The sequence below is a fragment of the Paenibacillus sp. GCM10027627 genome (genome assembly GCF_042675505.1).
Classification (GTDB): domain Bacteria; phylum Bacillota; class Bacilli; order Paenibacillales; family Paenibacillaceae; genus Pristimantibacillus.
The window spans coordinates 322,155-340,846 of sequence record NZ_JBHTHB010000002.1 but is presented as its reverse complement, the minus strand read 5'-3'; the positions used below and the strand labels follow the sequence as shown (position 1 = coordinate 340,846).

Below are 18,692 nucleotides of genomic sequence, written 5' to 3'. Positions count from 1 at the left end.
CGGCAGGAAGGAGAGAATACCTGATGATTGATAGAAAAACCCGCTGGACTTTGGCGAATTGGGAAGAAACCGATGAGGAAGCGGCTGGCCTTCTGAGCGAAAAGCTGGCGCTTCCTCCTCTTGTTGCCAGGCTGCTTGTGCAAAGAGGCTACCGCAATGAGGAAAGAGCACGCATCTTCTTGTATGGCGATGCAGGGCAATTGCATGATCCTTATTTGATGCGCGGCATGGAACAAGCTGTGGAGCGGATTCGGCAAGCGGGCCAAAGCGGCGAGAAAATAAGAATATACGGAGACTATGATGCAGACGGGGTATCCAGTACCTCGCTGCTCATTCATGTTTTCAGGCATCTTCATTTGCAATTCGACTATTATATCCCGCACCGATCTTTGGAAGGCTACGGCTTAAACAGGGCCGCCATTGCGGCTGCAGCGGAGCAGGGAGTCACATTAATTGTGACGGTTGATACGGGCATCAGTGCCTATGAAGAGGTCGAATTTGCGAAGTCAGTCGGTATTGATATCGTCGTAACGGATCATCACGAGCCTCCCGAGCAGCTGCCGGACGCATGTGCAATCGTAAATCCGAAGCAGCGGGACTGCTTGTATCCTTTCAAAGGTTTGGCTGGGGTAGGCGTCGCTTTTAAACTCGCGACAGCGCTGATGGAGAGGCCGCCACTGGAGTGGGCGGATATTGTCAGCTTAGGAACGATAGCCGATCTTATGCCTTTGGTCGACGAAAATCGGATTTTTGTTCAATACGGACTGAAAAAAATGAAGAATGAGCCCTCTACGGGCTTCCGTGCGCTTGCCGAAGCGGCGGGACTGGAGCTGGACTCCATGACTTCCACGGGAGTCGCTTTCGGTATGGCACCGCGCATTAACGCTGCGGGCCGGCTCGACCATGCGAAGCGAGCGGTTGAAGTATTGACTGCCGTCGATTATGACGAAGCGATCTTGGGAGCGGTTGGGCTTGATACGCTGAACAAGGAACGCCAGAGAATCGTCGAGTCGATCGTGAAGGAAGCGGAGGCGCTCTGGCAAGCGAAAAAAGCGGCGGCTGAAGGGAATGGCGTTCAGCCTCCTTCGGTTATCGTGCTGGCGGGCGAAGGCTGGAATGTAGGCGTTATCGGCATTGTAGCCTCCAAGCTGCTGGAGCGGCATTACAAGCCGGTTATCATTTTAGGAATCGATGCAGAAACCGGCAAGTGCAAAGGTTCGGCCCGTTCAATCGACGGCTTCGATCTATATGCTTCCTTGTCGCTATGCGCGGATTTGTTCGATCATTTTGGAGGACATCAGGCTGCGGCCGGGATGAGCTTGCATCGGGATCATCTTGAACAGCTGGAGGAGAAGATGTCCTCGCTTGCCCAAGCTTGGCTTAGCGAGGAGGATTGGATTCCGAAAACGCTTGTGGATATCGATTGCACATTGGAGGACGCTACGCTTTCAACCATTTCGCAGCTTGCATTGCTCGAACCGTTTGGCATTGCAAATCCGTCTCCAAGGCTGCTGTTTCAAAAACTTGAGCTGGCGGAGCGCCGGGCGATCGGCAAAGAATCCAAACATTTGAAACTTATGTTTGGCAGAGGCAGAAAGCTTCTGGATGCGATAGGATTCGGTAGAGGAGAACTTGCATCTTTACTTTCCGAAGGAAGTTTGATCGATGTCATTGGAGAGCTTTCCATAAATGAGTGGAACGGCCAAAGGAAGCCTCAGCTGCAGGTGCATGATTTGCATCAAGAAGAACCGGTTCTGGAGTCATTTCCGAGCAGGGAACAGTTTGGGCAAGTTTACCAAATGGTGCGGAGGGAAGGTCGGTTGCCGCTGCGCGGGCTGGCCCCAAAACTAGCGGAAACATGCGGCTTGACTGTGGAAGCGGTTAAGCTTATGCTTGACGTATTCGAGGAGCTTCGTTTTATCAGGTTTCAGGACGGTTATCTCATTGCGTCCGCTTCTCCTGAGAAGAGAGAGCTGGCTTCGTCGGAACGCTATCGCGCAGCTATGGAGCGCAACAACCAATCCACTGCGCCGGCGTAGGCAACAACATGATATTATTAAGGGTGTAGAAGAAAGGGTTGACCATTCGTGTCCAAGGCATTATACAACTACAAAGATTACATTCGCGTTATTCCGGATTTCCCGCAACCGGGCATCCGATTTAAGGATATTACAACGCTGCTTAAGGACGGCGCCGTTTATCGTTCCGTCATTGAAGATATGCGTGTTGCTGTCGAGCATTTGAAAATTGACGTTATTGCGGGACCGGAAGCGCGCGGTTTTGTTGTAGGCGCTCCGCTTGCGTTAGCGTTAGGCGTAGGTTTTGCGCCAATCCGCAAAAGCGGCAAGCTGCCGGGCGAAACGATTACGGCTAGCTACGATTTGGAATACGGCAAAGATCAATTGGCTATGCATAAAGATGCCATTTCTCCAGGCCAAAGAGTATTGATCGCGGACGACCTGCTCGCTACGGGCGGAACCATTGCAACTTCCATCAATTTGATTCGCCAGCTTGGCGGCGAAGTGGTAGGCGCGGCGTTCCTAATCGAGCTAGCTTACCTGAGCGGTCGGGAAAAGCTGGAAAACATCGACGTGTTCTCCCTCATGACATACGAATAAGCCATTGCAGGCTATCGGACAGGCAAGCCGCTTCCGCATTCGTCGCGATTTTGGACGTGATGACGGAGGCGGCTTCTTTTTTAAGGATGGAAGTTGACGTAATACCGCACTTAAAGGCATAATATTAGAAAACTCGGACAGTGCGGCGATCAACGCATGTGTAAAGAGAATTCGATGGCGTTAACCTTGTACGCTTGGAAAGGACGTTTCATGGGCATAGAGCAGTTACTTGAGAAGGCATCCGTATATATGAAAGAGCAGGATCTTGTACGCATCAAGGAAGCCTATGATTTCGCAGAGCAAGCCCATCATGGACAAGTGCGGAAATCGGGGGAACCCTATATTCTGCATCCAGTGACGGTAGCCGATATATTGGTGGATATGGGGATGGATGTGCTGTCGATAATTGCAGCGCTTCTTCACGATGTCGTGGAGGATACCACCGTTGATTTGGAAACCGTGCGGGCGAAATTTGGCGAAACCTGCGCGATGCTTGTAGACGGACTGACCAAACTCGAAAAAATCAGGTTTCAATCCAAGGAAGAGCAGCAAAACGAAAATTATCGGAAAATGTTTGTGGCGATGGCGCAAGATATCCGGGTTATCCTGATCAAACTTGCGGATCGTCTTCATAATATGCGCACGTTGAAATACCAGTCAGAGGAATCCCAGCGTCGAATCGCTTACGAAACGCTCGAAATTTTTTGTCCAATCGCTCATCGGTTGGGCATTTCGGCGATCAAATGGGAGATGGAGGATATTGCGCTTCGTTATTTGAATCCACAGCAATATTACCGAATCGCCAATCTGATGAAAAAGAAGCGGGCGGAACGCGAGCAATTTATCGATGACGTTATCTCCCGCATTCGCGAAAAGCTGGATGAGATGGGGATCGAAGGCGATATTTCCGGCAGACCTAAACATCTTTACAGCATTTACAAAAAAATGACGGCCCGCAATAAGCAGTTTAACGAAATATACGATTTGCTGGCTATTCGGATCATCGTCGACAATATTAAAGACTGCTACGCTACTTTAGGGATCATTCATACGCTTTGGAAGCCGATGCCCGGCCGTTTCAAAGATTATATCGCCATGCCCAAAGCGAATATGTATCAGTCGCTTCATACGACGGTTATTGGACCGAAGGGCGAGCCAACCGAAGTGCAAATTCGAACTTGGGAAATGCATCGTACGTCGGAATATGGTATCGCAGCACATTGGGCCTACAAAGAAGGCATGGTCGTTCCCGATGGGAATTTTGAAGACAAGATGTCATGGTTCAGAGAAATTTTGGAGCTTCAGAACGAAGCACGCGATGCATCCGAGTTTATGGAATCGCTCAAAATGGACTTTTTCGCGGACCTCGTTTTTGTTTTTACGCCGAGCGGCGAAGTGATCGAGCTGCCTGCGGGCTCCGTTCCGCTTGATTTTGCTTACCGGATTCATACCGAGGTGGGCAATCGGACAATCGGAGCGAAGGTGAACGGCCGCATTGTTCCTTTGGATCATAAGCTCAAAACAGGCGATATCGTTGAAATATTGACCTCCAAACATTCTTATGGCCCGAGCCAGGACTGGGTAAAAATAGCTCAATCCTCTCATGCCCGCAGTAAAATCCGCCAATGGTTCAAAAAGGAGAAGCGGGAAGAAAACGTCGCAAAGGGCCGGGACTTGCTTGAACGCGAGCTGAAGCGTTTGGCGCTGGAGCCGTCCGCTTGGATGGTGGACGACAAGCTGCAGGAAGCGGCAGGGAAATTTGCTTTCAACGATATTGAAGATATGATGTCGGCGATTGGATTTGGCGGCATTACGGCCGCGCAAATTTGTACGAAGCTGACGGAGAAAATGCGCAGGGAACTGGAAGAAGCGAATCAAATCGAGCTGACCGCGGAGAAAAAAGAAATCAAGTCCTCCTCCGGCAAAAGAAGCCGTCCCAATCATGGCGTAACGGTAAAAGGCGTTGACAATTTGCTTGTCCGATTCGCACGCTGCTGTAATCCTGTTCCGGGAGACGCCATTGTCGGCTATATTACGCGTGGACGCGGCGTGTCGGTTCACAGGATGGATTGTTTGAACATCCCGTTCGGAACGGATGATGAAGAAGCGGAACGCGTTATTGAAGTGGAGTGGGAAGAGTCGGTGGAGGCGAATTACAGCGTCGACATCGAAATTACAGGCAACGACCGTAGAGGTTTGTTGAACGAGGTGCTCCAAGCCGTATCGGAAAGCAAAACGAATATTTCCGCTGTGACGGGACGCTCCGTCAAAAATAAAATGGCGCTTATTCATATGACGGTGCTCATTAAAAACATCGAGCATTTGTCCGCCGTGGTGGAAAAAATTAAACGCGTTCAGGATGTTTATTCCGTGCAGCGCATTATGCAATAGAGGAGTAGGTCGCGTTGAAAGTTGTTGTGCAAAGGAGCAAGGCGGCAAAAGTAACGGTAGATGGAGCAACGACGGGGCAAATCGATTCCGGCTTGGTTTTGCTTGTAGGCATTGCTCATGAAGATACGATGGCAGAAGTTCGCTGGATGGCGGATAAAGTGGCAGGTCTTCGTATTTTTGAAGACGAGGCGGGCAAAATGAATCATTCCGTTACGGATGTGGGAGGAGCCATCCTCTCCGTATCGCAATTTACGCTTTACGGCGATTGCCGCAAGGGGAGACGTCCAAACTTTATGGCTGCCGCTAGACCCGAGCAGGCTGAGCAATTGTACAATGCTTTTAACGAGGTTTTGCGCGGGGTCGGCTTAAAGGTGGAAACGGGCAAGTTTGGAGCGATGATGGAGGTCCAGCTTGTCAATGACGGGCCTGTTACGCTTATTTTAGAGAGCGGGGCTTAAGGACTCACGCGGCGGGCAACAATAGAGGTAGTGAAAACCGATATTGGAGGAATGCCCGTTATGCATCAATCTAGAAAAGAACAGGGAGTCGAGCGGGGAATTAAGCGGTTGCTAGTGCCGGACTTGCGCGAGGCGCGCATCATAGCGGCGCTTGAGACGGGTTTGGAAGCAGCCGAGGAGTGGGAAGGCAAGCCTCAGCACGCAGGAAGAACCGGCAGTTTGCGCTAGCAGTCATTCTGCTCCCCATAAGATATAAAAACGCTTTCTAAATTGTAACAATACTGTAACCTAACTATAACGTGTTATTAATATCGCAGGCCTATAATAAATCTCGACCCCCTTTTTAAAAATATACGTTATTTTGGACCTGCGACGTGGTTGCAGGTTTTTTTCTGTCTATTCCGCTGAAGGACGATACGGTCAGCATTGACTTTCCACGCTGGGAGCGTTAAAATAAACAATCATTATCATTTCATATGGATTCGATGACGGGAAAAAGTAATTCCACACGGATACGCAGAGAGGGATGCCACTTGGCTGAAAGCATCCTTATACCGGTTGAATGAAAGAACATCCCTGAGAACGGTTGGCGAACGGCGGCTGCATGATGATGCCCGACCTATTAGCCGATTTGCGTATAACGGACGTTACCCGTTTTGAAGCGAGCTGTCATCCGGTTTTTCGGAATAGGCTCGGAATGTGGGTGGTACCACGGGAGAATCACTCTCGTCCCTTCGGCAATGCCGTTGGAGCGGGAGTTTTTTTGTTTGCGTTAAGAACATTACAGGGAGTCAGGAGGTCGCGGCATGAAATTTCAAAAGTCGCCGGGTACACAAGATATTTTACCGGGCAGTGTAGAGAAATGGCAGTTCGTGGAGTCGAAAGCCCGCGAAATTTGCAGACGCTACAATTTTAGGGAAGTGCGGACGCCGATGTTCGAATCGACCGAGCTGTTTCAGCGCGGCGTTGGCGAAACAACGGATATTGTCGAAAAAGAGATGTATACGTTCATCGACCGCGGTGACCGCAGCTTGACGCTTCGTCCTGAAGGTACGGCGGGCGTTGTGCGCTCGTACGTCGAAAACAAGCTGTTCGGCGATCCCGAAATTGCAAAGCTTTATTACATCGGACCGATGTTCCGCTACGAGCGGGCTCAGGCGGGACGTTACCGTCAATTCCACCAATTCGGAGTTGAGGCTATCGGCTCCACCGAGCCAGCTCTCGATGCGGAAGTCATCGCGCTTGGCTACACTTTCTATACGGAAGTGGGTTTAAAAGGAGTTAGAGTGGAAATTAACTCTGTCGGAACTCCGGCGGTCAGAGCTGCTTTCCGCGAGCGGCTGCTTTCGTTCTTAGAGCCGAAACGAGACATTCTATGCAAGGACTGTCAAGCCCGGATGGAACGCAATCCGCTTCGCGTGTTGGACTGCAAGACGGATCAGGCTCATTTTGCCGATGCCCCTTCCATTCTAGATAGTTTGGACGAAGAATGCCGGACCCATTTCGAAAAAGTTCAACAAAGCTTGACGGATATGAACATTCCTTACGAAATCAATCACCGTCTCGTGAGAGGACTCGACTATTATACGCATACCGCGTTCGAGTTTAAGGCGGAGGGCATCGGCGCGATCGATACCGTCGGCGGTGGCGGCCGCTATAACGGTCTCGTATCCGATATTGGCGGGCCGGAGCAGCCGGGCGTCGGTTTCGGACTTGGGCTGGAGCGGACGATCTTACTGCTGGAGCACCAGAAAACGGAGCTTCCAAATTTAAATGAAGTCGACATTTATCTTGTGGCGATGGGGGAAGCTGCGGATCGCGAAGTGACTAAGCTAACTTACCAGCTTAGAGAGCGTGGCATCCGTGCGGAACGCGATTACCAAGGACGCAAGATGAAAGCCCAATTCAAATCGGCTGACCGGCTTGGAGCCAAGTTTACCGCTATTTTGGGCGACGACGAGCTGAGCCGTGGAGAAATCGCGCTGAAAGATATGGCAACGGGAGTGCAAAAGATGGTTGCTCTGTCCGCTCTTGCCGACGAATTGCTAGGCTAAGCTATTGAACCTGCACGAAAGTGCCAATACTGATAAATAGGGAGTTTGATGACGATGATGTTGAAAACACATAGCTGCGGAACGCTTACAAAAGCGGAAGTAGGACAAACGGTTACACTGAACGGCTGGGTACAGCGCCGCCGCGATTTGGGCGGAGTATTGTTTATTGATTTGCGCGACCGTACGGGCATTGTTCAAATCGTATTTAACCCGGATTTCTCCGGCGACGCGCTTGCTATTGCCGACCGCGCACGGAACGAATTTGTACTGGCTGTAAAGGGTCAAGTTGTAGAACGCGATTCGGAAACGGTTAATGCCAACCTTGCTACTGGCGAGATTGAAATTCGCGTGACGGAAATCGAAGTCATGAACGCTGCAAAAACACCTCCGTTCCCGATTGAAGATGGGGTAGAGGTAGACGAGTCGCTTCGTCTGAAATACCGTTACCTTGATTTGCGCCGTCCAGAAATGCAGAAGACGCTTCTGCTTCGCTCCAAATCGGCGAAAATTTTCCGTGATTTCTTAGACGGGGAAGGTTTTATCGAAGTAGAAACGCCAATTTTGACGAAAAGCACGCCGGAAGGCGCTCGTGATTATCTCGTGCCAAGCCGCGTTCACGAAGGCGAGTTTTTTGCATTGCCGCAATCGCCGCAAATTTTTAAACAACTTCTTATGGTCGGCGGCCTTGAGCGCTACTACCAAATCGCCCGCTGTTTCCGCGACGAGGATCTTCGTGCAGACCGCCAGCCTGAATTTACGCAAGTCGACATCGAGACTTCGTTCTTATCGCAAGACCAATTGCTAGACATGATGGAGCAGCTTTCCGCTAAGCTTCTGCGCGAAACGGTAGGCGTTGAGCTTGAGCTGCCGTTCCAACGCATTACGTATGCTGACGCTATCAACAAATACGGCTCCGACAAGCCGGACCTTCGTTTCGGTCTTGAAATCGAAGATATTACCGACATCGTATCCGGCAGCGACGTAAAAGTATTCGCAAGCGTTGCAGCGGGCGGTGGCGTTGTTAAAGCGCTGAACGCAAAAGGCTGCGCAAGCTGGAGCCGTAAGGAGCTTGACGATTTGCAGCCGTTTGCTGCGCGTTATGGCGGCAAAGGTCTTGCTTGGATCACGGTTAAAGACGGTGAGTGGCGCGGTCCGATCGTGAAGTTCCTGAAACCGGAAGAAATTGCGGCATTGACGGAGCGTTTGCAAGTAGAAGAAGGCGACTTGCTCACTTTCTCCGCCGACAAGCCAAAAGTAGTGGCTGACGTACTGGGCAACTTGCGTCTGAAGCTGGGCCGTGACCTCGGTCTAATCGACGACTCCAAGTTCAAATTCGCTTGGGTTGTGGACTTCCCGCTGCTTGGCTGGGACGAGGATTCCAAACGTTATGTGGCGGAGCATCATCCGTTCACCCGTCCAAAAGAAGAGGATCTTCACTATTTCGATACCGATCCGGGCAAAATCCGCGCTCAAGCGTATGACCTTGTTCTGAACGGCTATGAAGTGGGCGGCGGCTCCATGCGTATTTACAAGCGCGAAGTTCAAGAGCAAATGTTCAAAGCTCTCGGCTTTTCAATGGAAGAGGCTCAAGAGAAGTTCGGCTTCCTGCTCGACGCATTCGAGTTTGGCACGCCTCCGCATGGCGGCATCGCGTTCGGATTTGACCGTTTGGTTATGCTGCTGACTGGCCGCACCAACCTCAGAGAGACGATTGCGTTCCCGAAAACGGCAAGCGCAACCGACTTGCTGTGCGACGCACCGTCCGAAGTGGAATTGTCTCAGCTAGAGCAGCTTCATATTCGCACAGTTCTTAAGCCAAAGCCGGTCGCTGCAGCGGCTGCGCCTTCCGAAGGCAACGACAAATAAGTTTGAACAGATAAAGGAGGCGGCAGAACATGCTGCACCAATTTTCAAGAACGGAACTGGCTATCGGCCCTGAAGGGCTGGAGCGCATGAAAGGGAGCACGGTAGCCGTGCTCGGCATCGGCGGCGTCGGCTCCATCGCGGCGGAGGCGCTGGCTAGAACTGGCGTAGGCCGTATTATTTTGATCGACAAGGACGTTGTCGACATTACGAATATTAACCGTCAAATCCATGCGCTCACGACGACGGTAGGACAGCCGAAGGCGGATTTGATGCGAGACCGTATTAAGCTGATCAACCCGGAGTGCGACGTGATTGCTTTGCGGATGTTCTATACGGAGGAAACGTATGAGCAGTTGTTTGCATATCCGCTCGACTACGTCGTTGACGCTTCCGATACGATTATTTACAAAGTGCATTTGATAAAGCAATGTCTGGAAAGAGGCATTCCCGTCATCTCCAGCATGGGCGCAGCCAACAAAATGGACCCATCGCGGTTTAAGGTGGCAGATATTTCGAAAACCCATACCGACCCGATTGCTCGGGTTGTACGGACCAAGCTGCGCAAGGACGGCATTAAAAAAGGGGTTAAAGTTGTATTTTCGGATGAGGAGCCAATGAAGCCTCGCGAGGATGTAACTCAGCGTATTGTGCCGGAGAACGCTCCGGAAATTCGCAAAGCGCAACAGCCGCCTTCCAGCAACGCTTTCGTTCCGCCGGTAGCCGGGCTAATTATGGTTAGCGTTGTTGTAAAAGATTTGCTTGCCTCCGCCGGCATTGAGCTGTGAACAGCGAATTGATTCGCAAGCTGCGGCTAGAGCCGGAGTTTCATGCAATCGCGATTAATCCGCCTAGCGATTACGGGATTGCAGAGGAATTGGCTTTGCCGCAGTCTATGCTGGTCTCTTCCGAGGAGGAGTTGGCACAGAGGGAGGAAAACAGTTGCGGCTTTGCGCTTCTGTTCGTTTCGTCCTTGGCCGAGCTGGAGCAGCTAGCCCCCGCCGTTATTCGGGTGTGCGAGGAGGATGCGCTCTTTTGGATTGCGTATCCAAAGGGGACGTCCAAAATCAAAACCGATATAAACCGCGATACGGGCTGGGTGCTGATGTTGAAGCTCGGAATGGAAGGCGTTGCGATGGTGTCGATGAACGAGACTTGGTCGGCCATGCGCTATAGGCCTGCCGGCTCTGCCAAGAAACCGCGCTCTTCTTCATCCAAGCAGAAAGCAAGCTCAGGGGCAACTGCGGCATCACCTTCGGCTGGCAAAGCTAATCCGGCTGTTGTCTCAACGGCTTCGTTGCCGGACATGCCGCAAGCGTTGGCGGAAGCTTTAGCGGCGTCGCCGTCTGCAAGCGTCTTTTACGATACGCTAACGGTTTCCATGAAACGCGATTATTTAAAGTGGGTTTTGGACGCCAAAAAAGAAGAGACACAGTTGAAGCGAATCGCCGCTACTATCGAGAAGCTGGAATTGGGCTTGAAAAGGCCTACCGATAAGTAGAGCCATAAGTGGCAACTACAGCAGAAAAAATAAAAACGTCTGAAAGAATTTATTCTTTCGGACGTTTTTTTGTTTTGTATGCCAATTAGCACAAAAAAAGCAAGAAAAAAGAAACGACGGGCCATTTTTAAGAGTATTATTGAGAGATTGAGCTGCGATCTGCAATAATTAAATGGGGGCTAAACAACATGCAAAGAATATATGACCGGCCAGAAACACTGCAAATTTTATTTGGAATCGATCGAAAACTTCAGAATGAGCATGGCATGGGCTTTGATGAGTTGTTTGGAGGATGTTTAACGTTTGACAGAGAGAACGGATACTTTTGTACGCCCAAAGATAGCGTGATCTTTCTTTGGACAGGAGCTGGAGGGGATCACTTTGTTTTTTCTACAAAGGGAGATTCCTTGGAATCGCTAGAGCATGCTCCGATCTTATTCGTTCAACCGATGGATTCCGATCATCCAGTAAAAAAAGTTGCTAATCATTTGAAGGACTTTATCGGGTTGTTCGTACAACTTAAAGAGATTTACGTTTTGGAAAGATTTTCTTCGTATCAAAGTGAAGAGGAATTTAAACAAGATTACGAAAAAAACTATGTTGAAGATATCAATGAACGAGAAGAAGAGCTGTCCATTTTAATAAACGCTTTATTAAAGGAAGTCGATGTGCCTCCTATTTCGAATGTATTCCAGTACATAACGAATTTAAATAACAAGGAGTGAATGAAGGAATGGACAACAAAGAACGGTTTAGTAACCGGGTCGAGAACTATGTAAAGTATCGTCCTTCTTACCCGAAAGAGGCTATCGATTTTTTATATGGCGAGCTTGGTTTTGCGGAAAATAGCGTCATTGCCGATGTAGGGGCTGGAACGGGAATTTTTTCGAAGCTGCTGCTGGAGCGCGGGAGCGAGGTTGTGGCAGTGGAGCCTAATGAGGCGATGCGGGAGGCGGCGCTGAAGGAGTTGGGCGGACAAAGAGGCTACCGTGTGTCGTATGGTTCTGCAGAGGAGACGGAGCTACCCGATAGCTCGGTTGATTTTATTGTGTGCGCTCAGTCGTATCATTGGTTTGACAAGGAACGAGCAGAAAGAGAGTTTAAAAAAATTATGAAGCCCGGAGGAAAAGCGGTTCTCATCTGGAACTCAAGAAAAACGAGCGGGACTCCCTTTTTGGAACAATTCGAGCGGCTGCTGCTTACCTATGGAACGGATTATGAGAAGGTAGGCCACAAAAGCATCACTCAACAAACGTTGCAGCCTTATTTCAGGGATGGAGGCCCCGGCCTTCGGACATTTCAGATGGTGCAACATGTTGATGAATCGGGCTTGAAAGGGAGAATGTTATCATCCTCTTATACGCCGACGCCGGATCAGCCCGGTTATAAAGAGATGATGGAAGAGCTTGAGAACATATTCCGGGACCATGAGTGCGACGGCACAGTTGCCTTGGAGTACGTAACCGAAGTTTATTACGGAAAAGTGTAAAGGCCTTGATTCGTCTGGCGAACGTGTGTGCTTGTGTGCTATCATTTAGGCATACCCTCATAAAGGATTGAAAGAGTTATGGATTTGTTTACGCTAAATGAAGCGGAAGAGCCGCGCGCCCGCCTGCTGGCGGATAGAATGCGCCCTCAGACGCTGGATGACTATATCGGTCAGGAGCATATTGTCGGACAAGGGAAGCTGCTGCGCCGCGCGATTGAGGGCGACCAAGTTTCCTCTATTTTGCTGTACGGTCCTCCAGGCTGCGGCAAAACGACACTGGCGCATATTATATCGCTGAAGACGGAGGGAGATTTCGTCAAGCTGAACGCAGTGGACGCCTCCGTCAAAGACGTGCGCGAAGTCATTGACCGGGCTCGTACCAATAAAACGCTTTATGGCCGAAAAACGATTTTGTTTCTGGATGAGGTGCATCGCTTCAACACTTCCAGGCAGGATGCGCTTCTGCCGGCGGTTGAGCAGGGCATTATCATTTTTATAGGCGCCACCACGGAAAATCCGTTTCACCATGTAAACGGCGCTCTTTTGTCGCGGTCGACTTTGTTCCAGCTTGAAGCGCTTGAAGAGAGGCATTCGCTTGCGGCGATGCGCAGGGCGATTGCCGATTCTGGGCGCGGGTTAGGCTTTATGAAGCTAGAGGTGGAGGAAGAGGCGCTGGCTCATATTGCGGCTATGTCCGGGGGCGATGTGAGACGCTCGCTGAACGCTTTGGAGCTTGCCGCGGTGACGACGCCGTCGGAGCAGGACGGCACGGTGCGAATCACGCTTGAAGTGGCGCAGGAATCCGTGCGCAAGCGGAGCGTCAGGGCGGATCAATCGACGCAATATGATGTGCTGTCCGCCTTCCACAAAAGCGTAAGAGGATCGAGCGACGCCGCTTTGTTTTGGTTTTTCTACGCTGTAGAGAAGCTGGGCATGGACCCGATGACGTTTTTGCGACGGCTCATCGTCGCGTGCAGCGAGGATATTGGGCTTGCGAATCCGCAAGCGATGGTTCAAGCGGTGACGGCAATGGATGCGTACCATAAGATTGGTTGGCCGGAGGCAAAATACAATATTTCGCAGGCCATTTTGTTTGCGGTGGAAAGTCCGAAATCCAACGCGACGGCGGTGGCGATCGGCAATGTGATGGCGGTTATCGAGCGCCATGGTCAGGCGGAGGTTCCGCTCCACTTGCGCGACACGCATTACAAAGGGGCCGCTCAGCTAGGCCATGAAGGCTACAAATACCCGCATGATTATCCTAACCACTATGTGCAGCAGCAATATTTGCCCGACCCGCTTTCGAAGCTCAACTTTTATAAGGCTTCTGAACAAGGAATGGAAGATAAAATTAAACAAAACCAGCAGCGCCGCTCTAAGTGAGCGTGACTGCTGGTTTTATTTTACGAGACGGAAAACATGAGCCCAAAGTAGCCGAAGGCGGCAGTGAGCAGTCCCATCGAAAAAGCGATCAAAGGGCGATTGGCGCGATAGCTCCATAGGATGCCTGCGACCATTACAGCGGCGGCGGCAAACATAAGCACGCTCTCTAGTCCCAAAGTCATTTTTAGCGAGATGTCCGGACTGAACGCGTCTTCGTAAAGCCAAGTGAACAAAGGTGAAGGAGCGACCGTCTGCAGCGTCTCTTTCAACGTATGCGGCGGCGATTGCTGCCCCATAAAGGCAGTAGCCGCTAAAATCAACAGCGCGATGACGCTTTCGACCCTCAGCCATTTAACGGGATTGAAGCCTCTATCCTTTGCCGCGACAGATTTGTATAAAAAGCCGTTTGTAAAAGCGAATAAAAGCAGCGGCAAAATAAGCAAATGTTTGATCAGCAGCGCCTGGCCGTACGGAATGATCCAGGAGTTTACATATTGCGGAGTTGTAAACGCCATAAGCGCAAGACCCGCCAGCAAGGTGACGACTACGGATAGGATGGCGACGGGTGAAAACCATTTTAAAAATGCGGGCCAGTTGCTGCTGTCTTTGGAAAACCAGCCGACAACAAACAAGATGCCGATCCAGATGCTGAAGCCTAGAAAATGCGTCGTATGTATAACAAGTCCTTTGATCGAGCTTAAGGATGATGCGTGGCTTGCATAGCCCAGCCAAACGATAAGCAATAGAGTAATAAACAGGGCGACTTTGGGCATATGCTTGTCGTTGCGAAAAGCCTTTAGGCCGAGAAGCACGGCAAGTCCGATGGAGCCAATGGCGGTCCAAATCCAGGCTTTGCCCGAATTGACGTCAAGCAGAACGCTTTTGAGCATGTCGATATAAGACATATCGAAATCACGCGCAAAAAGCGCCGCCAACTGATGAATGGGCACAAAAGACAAAAGGGGAATGGCCAGCGCGCAAGCGAGCAGCAGGGCGTTCGGCACATAAACGGCAGGCCGCTTCCGCTCCGGCACAAGCCGAAGCAGAAGCGACCCCGTCAAAATAGCAAAGCATACATAGAGTAAGCTTTCGCTTAAATAAAGGATCATTTACGTTTCCGAAGCAGCAGAACCAGCACCGCCGCAACGGCAATAATGCCGCCGACCGTCAACAGCAGAGTGGAGTTGCCGCCATCCTCTTCAGCCGGCTGCTCAGGAGCAGGGGAAGCGGTAGGAGCAGGAGAAGCGCTCGGCTGCTCGCTCGGCGCTGTACTTGGCGTTACTTCCGTCGCTTCTGGCGTTGCGGATGGAGAAGGGGAAGGAGCCGCTACCGAAAAGCTGTATTCGCCTTCTACCGGATGTCCGTCTGCGCCGATGATCGTCCATTTGACGGTATAAGCGCCATTTTCCAAAACGTTATCGACTGTACCGGTCATAGTGGAGCCTTCCACAACGGCTTTGCCCGTTGTCATCTGCTCTCCCGCTGCGTTAAACAATTTAAAGTTGCTTAGTTTTTCAATTTTTGTGTCGAAGCTCATTTCAATTTTTTCAGGGGAAGCGTCAACGGCAGCATCTTTGGCAGGGGTAGCTGTATCGAGCGTAGAATGGGCCATTGCCGCCATAGGAACCATAAGCATAAGGGCAAAAACTAGAATAAATATTCGTTTCATATTAGATCAGTCCTCCATTTTTGTTTGCAATAAGCTTGTTGCTGTTTGACCGGCCACTTTAAGCATTATAACAAAATAGCGCCTTTTTTGCCCGGCATACGGGGATAAGAAGTGAGTATTTCGTAACGGAGTTATGAACGTTTTTTGAATGCCTCCTCTAAAAAATGGATTCTATTCCATACGGAACGATCATAAAGTATAAGCTCCGTGGAATACACATCATTAAATACTCCAAGCGTTTTTGTGGCTTTGGACGGAAAAGGGAGGTGCGCTTGCCGCTCGTGCAGGTTGAAGACGCTGCGGCCGGCGGGAATAGGTTGAGTGATCCTTTACCGATTGGCGTATGGCTTTCGATAGTTGGTTTGCTCATTTTGATCAACGGGTTTCTGGTAACGGCCCAGCATTTGCTCATCAAAGGACGGATGGAGCTGCTGGCAAAGGGGAAGAGCGGGAAAGTCGAATGGCTGCTGCAAAGGGCAATGAGCAAGCGGCCATTTTATGCGAAAGCATGCCAGCTTGGCATTACGGTCGTTTCATTGTCTATCGGCTGGGCTGGAGCCCACATTGCGGTGGATTGGACGGCTCCTTGGCTGTCGGGAGTTTTGCTTATCAATAAAGAAGTTGCCGGGCTATTCGCATGGTTTCTCGTTTTTATCATACTGGCAGCGCTTCATTTTGTCATGGGCCAAACGGTCCCTAAGTCAATTAGTGTCCAAACGGAAGACGATTTTCGCATGCTGCTCAAGGAAAGCCATAGAAAAGGACATATCGACGTCACTGAATTTATGCTGGTGGACAATATTTTCGAATTTGCCGAAACGACGGCGCGTGAAATTATGATCCCTCGGACCGAAATGATCTGCCTGCACATTGGACTAACGCTTGAGGCGAACAAAACGATCGCAATGGCATATATGAGAACCCGTTATCCCGTATGCGAACATGACAAAGACAATATTATCGGCTTCATCCATATTAAAGATTTGCTCAAGCACTCCCCTGGATCAAATGAGTCTTTATTGGAATGGGTCAGACCGATTACGACTGTGCCGGACTCCATCCCCATCAGCTCCCTTCTTAAATTGATGCAAAAAAAGCAGTCGCAAATTGCCATTTTAATAGATGAGTATGGCGGAACCTCAGGGCTGGTGACGCTTGAAGATATTATGGAAGAGATCGTAGGCGATATAAGGGATGAATTCGATCCCGACCGGGTCGCCATTGTGAAGCATGACGACGGAACCTACTCCATTAGCGGACTTGCGCTGATCGAAGAGGTGAACAGCTTTTTCGGAACGGACATCGGTACGGATCAGTACGATACGATCGGAGGCTGGATTTATTCTCGAATCGGCTTTACTCCTATGCCCGATCAATCCGTTTATTGCGATGGGAATGTAGAGTTTCAAATCGAGGAGATGCAGCATCTGCGCATAACGCAAATACGGGTCAAAACAAGGGCGGAGAGCCCGGAGAACATCGTTCGGCACGAAGAAAAAAGGCTCGGCGGGAAAATGAGTTTTCCCGACTGAGCCTTTTTTTCATCATTGGGCCACTTCGGCCGCAATTTTGTTTACGATATCGATCGTACCGCCGCCAAGGCAGATGTCGCCATCGTAGAACACGACAGCTTGTCCCGGAGTAACAGCTTTCTGCGGCACGTCGAACGCGACAAAAGTTGTGCCGTCCGGCCGCATCGTTACGGTAACGCCTTGATCCGGCTGGCGGTAACGGAATTTGGCGGTGCATTTGAACGAACCGGCAGGCTCCGTCGGAACGATCCAGTTCACCCCGGAAGCGACAAGGCTTTCCGAATAGAGGCTTGGATGCTTTTCCCCCTGCACGACGTAGAGCACGTTGCGCTCCAAATCTTTGTCAGCGACAAACCATGGCTCGCCCGATCCCGTTCCGGAGCCGCCGATGCCTAGGCCTTGGCGCTGGCCAAGCGTATAGTACATGAGCCCGTCATGGCGGCCCTTCTTTTCACCGGTGCGAATATCGATCATATCGCCGGACTTTGCCGGCAAGTAGCCGCTTAGAAACTCTTTGAAGTTTCGTTCGCCGATGAAGCATACGCCTGTGCTGTCTTTTTTCTTGGCTGTATAGAGCCCCGCTTCTTCTGCGATTTTGCGAACCTCAGGCTTAGGCAGATGCCCGATCGGGAACATCGCTTTCGCAAGCTGGTCCTGATTCAGAGCGCTGAGAAAATACGTCTGGTCTTTGCCGGAGTCGACGCCTCTAAGCAGCTTAGTGGCTCCATTTGCGTCGCGTTCTACTCTGGCGTAATGGCCGGTAGCCAAATAATCGGCATTCAGCTCAAGCGCCTTTTGCAAAAAATCTCCGAACTTAATTTCGCGATTGCACATGACATCGGGGTTCGGCGTGCGTCCGCGCTTATATTCGTCAAGAAAATAGCTGAATACTTTATCAAAATATTGCTTCTCAAAATTTACAGTATAATAAGGGATGCCGATCTGATCGCATACCCGCCTTACGTCTTCGGAATCTTCTTCCGCCGTGCAATGGCCGAATTCGTCGGTATCGTCCCAATTTTTCATAAAGATGCCGATCACGTCATACCCTTGCTGCTTGAGCAAAAGGGCTGTGACGGACGAATCGACGCCGCCGGACATGCCGACCACGACTCGCGTTTCCGCGTTTGATTTGATCATGTTTTCCACCGCCTAGTTGATTGAAACTGTCATTATTGTATCATAGTCGCAAAAGAATTTCATGAAAGCAACAACCTTTTTGACAAGGGTATGGTCCAGTATGTTAACATAGAAGAATAATGGGAATACAATGATTTATAGAGAGAGGTGCTACCTTGAAAATATCGACTAAGGGCCGTTACGGACTTACTATTATGATGGAGCTTGCGGCGAAGTTTGGAGAGGGTCCAATCTCGCTCAAGAGCATCGCAGAAAGAAATCAGCTATCGGAACATTATTTGGAGCAGCTTGTCGCCCCGCTTCGGAATGCTGGTCTAGTGAAAAGCATAAGAGGCGCGTACGGCGGCTATATTTTGTCAAAGGACCCTGCAGAAATTACGTCCGGCGATATCATTCGCATTTTGGAAGGGCCCATTTCCCCGGTAGATTTCACGGAAGAGGATGACCCGGCAAAACGTCATCTATGGCTGCGTATTCGCGACAGCATCGCAGAGGTGCTGGACTCCACAACGCTTGAAAACCTGATTTCCTACAAGGCAGAAGAAGCTAAGGATAGCTACATGTTCTACATTTAGGGAATAAAGCAGTTGGGCT

General features: G+C 50.4%; 17 protein-coding genes. 14 read left to right on the top strand and 3 right to left on the bottom strand.

Going from position 1 to position 18,692, the window contains the following annotated elements; all coding sequences use genetic code 11:
• Positions 1-23: 23 nt before the first annotated feature.
• From recJ to ACFQZE_RS09530, 12 genes are all read left to right on the top strand, one after another.
• On the top strand, positions 24-2,039 hold the full coding sequence (recJ, locus tag ACFQZE_RS09585; RefSeq protein ID WP_379356177.1) for a single-stranded-DNA-specific exonuclease RecJ: 2,016 nt from the start codon (positions 24-26) through the stop codon (positions 2,037-2,039).
• A 48-nt stretch (positions 2,040-2,087) separates the two neighbouring features.
• Positions 2,088-2,618, top strand: a complete 531-nt coding sequence (locus tag ACFQZE_RS09580) for an adenine phosphoribosyltransferase (RefSeq protein WP_379356175.1) — start codon at positions 2,088-2,090, stop codon at positions 2,616-2,618.
• A 210-nt stretch (positions 2,619-2,828) separates the two neighbouring features.
• A complete protein-coding gene (locus ACFQZE_RS09575; RefSeq protein ID WP_379357002.1) occupies positions 2,829-5,009 on the top strand; it encodes a RelA/SpoT family protein in 2,181 nt (726 codons plus the stop codon).
• 14 nt (positions 5,010-5,023) lie between these two features.
• On the top strand, positions 5,024-5,467 hold the full coding sequence (dtd, locus tag ACFQZE_RS09570; protein ID WP_379356173.1) for a D-aminoacyl-tRNA deacylase: 444 nt from the start codon (positions 5,024-5,026) through the stop codon (positions 5,465-5,467).
• 60 nt (positions 5,468-5,527) lie between these two features.
• Positions 5,528-5,695 (top strand): hypothetical protein, encoded by a 168-nt coding sequence (locus tag ACFQZE_RS09565; protein ID WP_379356171.1) that lies wholly within the window; start codon positions 5,528-5,530, stop codon positions 5,693-5,695.
• A gap of 578 nt (positions 5,696-6,273) precedes the next feature.
• Entirely contained in the window at positions 6,274-7,521 is a 1,248-nt protein-coding gene (gene hisS / locus ACFQZE_RS09560) for a histidine--tRNA ligase (RefSeq protein ID WP_379356169.1), read from the top strand.
• Between the two features lie 54 nt (positions 7,522-7,575).
• A complete protein-coding gene (aspS, locus tag ACFQZE_RS09555) occupies positions 7,576-9,387 on the top strand; it encodes an aspartate--tRNA ligase (protein WP_379356167.1) in 1,812 nt (603 codons plus the stop codon).
• A 29-nt stretch (positions 9,388-9,416) separates the two neighbouring features.
• Complete coding sequence (locus ACFQZE_RS09550; RefSeq protein ID WP_379356165.1) at positions 9,417-10,172, top strand: tRNA threonylcarbamoyladenosine dehydratase; 756 nt, start codon at positions 9,417-9,419, stop codon at positions 10,170-10,172.
• Entirely contained in the window at positions 10,169-10,885 is a 717-nt protein-coding gene (locus tag ACFQZE_RS09545) for a YdeI/OmpD-associated family protein (RefSeq protein ID WP_379356163.1), read from the top strand. Before ACFQZE_RS09550 ends, ACFQZE_RS09545 begins: the two co-directional genes overlap by 4 nt.
• Before the next feature lie 188 nt (positions 10,886-11,073).
• Entirely contained in the window at positions 11,074-11,610 is a 537-nt protein-coding gene (locus ACFQZE_RS09540) for a hypothetical protein (RefSeq protein ID WP_379356161.1), read from the top strand.
• An 8-nt stretch (positions 11,611-11,618) separates the two neighbouring features.
• Positions 11,619-12,374 (top strand): class I SAM-dependent methyltransferase, encoded by a 756-nt coding sequence (locus ACFQZE_RS09535; protein WP_379356159.1) that lies wholly within the window; start codon positions 11,619-11,621, stop codon positions 12,372-12,374.
• A gap of 78 nt (positions 12,375-12,452) precedes the next feature.
• Positions 12,453-13,757, top strand: coding sequence for a replication-associated recombination protein A (locus ACFQZE_RS09530; RefSeq protein WP_379356157.1), 1,305 nt, complete (start codon positions 12,453-12,455; stop codon positions 13,755-13,757).
• A gap of 20 nt (positions 13,758-13,777) precedes the next feature.
• Here ACFQZE_RS09530 and ACFQZE_RS09525 read toward each other — a convergent pair whose 3' ends face one another.
• Positions 13,778-14,866: a copper resistance D family protein gene (locus tag ACFQZE_RS09525; RefSeq protein WP_379356155.1), complete on the bottom strand. Its 1,089-nt coding sequence runs from the start codon at positions 14,864-14,866 to the stop codon at positions 13,778-13,780.
• On the bottom strand, positions 14,863-15,426 hold the full coding sequence (locus ACFQZE_RS09520) for a copper resistance CopC family protein (RefSeq protein WP_379356153.1): 564 nt from the start codon (positions 15,424-15,426) through the stop codon (positions 14,863-14,865). The genes ACFQZE_RS09525 and ACFQZE_RS09520 overlap by 4 nt, the downstream gene beginning before the upstream one ends.
• A gap of 281 nt (positions 15,427-15,707) precedes the next feature.
• Between ACFQZE_RS09520 and ACFQZE_RS09515 the strand changes: the two genes are divergently transcribed.
• On the top strand, positions 15,708-16,958 hold the full coding sequence (locus tag ACFQZE_RS09515; RefSeq protein WP_379357000.1) for a hemolysin family protein: 1,251 nt from the start codon (positions 15,708-15,710) through the stop codon (positions 16,956-16,958).
• Between the two features lie 12 nt (positions 16,959-16,970).
• Here ACFQZE_RS09515 and mnmA read toward each other — a convergent pair whose 3' ends face one another.
• Positions 16,971-18,098 (bottom strand): tRNA 2-thiouridine(34) synthase MnmA, encoded by a 1,128-nt coding sequence (mnmA, locus tag ACFQZE_RS09510; RefSeq protein ID WP_379356151.1) that lies wholly within the window; start codon positions 18,096-18,098, stop codon positions 16,971-16,973.
• A 155-nt stretch (positions 18,099-18,253) separates the two neighbouring features.
• On the opposite strand from mnmA, the gene cymR reads away from it, so the two are divergent.
• A complete protein-coding gene (gene cymR / locus ACFQZE_RS09505) occupies positions 18,254-18,673 on the top strand; it encodes a cysteine metabolism transcriptional regulator CymR (protein ID WP_379356149.1) in 420 nt (139 codons plus the stop codon).
• Positions 18,674-18,692 lie beyond the last annotated feature (19 nt).

Excerpts from the sequence above, each read along its gene's own strand:
- recJ (WP_379356177.1), top strand. The coding sequence starts at position 24 with ATGATTGATAGAAAAACCCGCTGGACTTTGGCGAATTGGGAAGAAACC.
- ACFQZE_RS09575 (WP_379357002.1), top strand. The coding sequence starts at position 2,829 with ATGGGCATAGAGCAGTTACTTGAGAAGGCATCCGTATATATGAAAGAG.
- ACFQZE_RS09565 (WP_379356171.1), top strand. The coding sequence starts at position 5,528 with ATGCATCAATCTAGAAAAGAACAGGGAGTCGAGCGGGGAATTAAGCGG.
- hisS (WP_379356169.1), top strand. The coding sequence starts at position 6,274 with ATGAAATTTCAAAAGTCGCCGGGTACACAAGATATTTTACCGGGCAGT.
- aspS (WP_379356167.1), top strand. The coding sequence starts at position 7,576 with ATGATGTTGAAAACACATAGCTGCGGAACGCTTACAAAAGCGGAAGTA.
- ACFQZE_RS09550 (WP_379356165.1), top strand. The coding sequence starts at position 9,417 with ATGCTGCACCAATTTTCAAGAACGGAACTGGCTATCGGCCCTGAAGGG.
- ACFQZE_RS09540 (WP_379356161.1), top strand. The coding sequence starts at position 11,074 with ATGCAAAGAATATATGACCGGCCAGAAACACTGCAAATTTTATTTGGA.
- ACFQZE_RS09535 (WP_379356159.1), top strand. The coding sequence starts at position 11,619 with ATGGACAACAAAGAACGGTTTAGTAACCGGGTCGAGAACTATGTAAAG.
- ACFQZE_RS09530 (WP_379356157.1), top strand. The coding sequence starts at position 12,453 with ATGGATTTGTTTACGCTAAATGAAGCGGAAGAGCCGCGCGCCCGCCTG.
- ACFQZE_RS09525 (WP_379356155.1), bottom strand. The coding sequence starts at position 14,866 with ATGATCCTTTATTTAAGCGAAAGCTTACTCTATGTATGCTTTGCTATT.
- ACFQZE_RS09520 (WP_379356153.1), bottom strand. The coding sequence starts at position 15,426 with ATGAAACGAATATTTATTCTAGTTTTTGCCCTTATGCTTATGGTTCCT.
- mnmA (WP_379356151.1), bottom strand. The coding sequence starts at position 18,098 with ATGATCAAATCAAACGCGGAAACGCGAGTCGTGGTCGGCATGTCCGGC.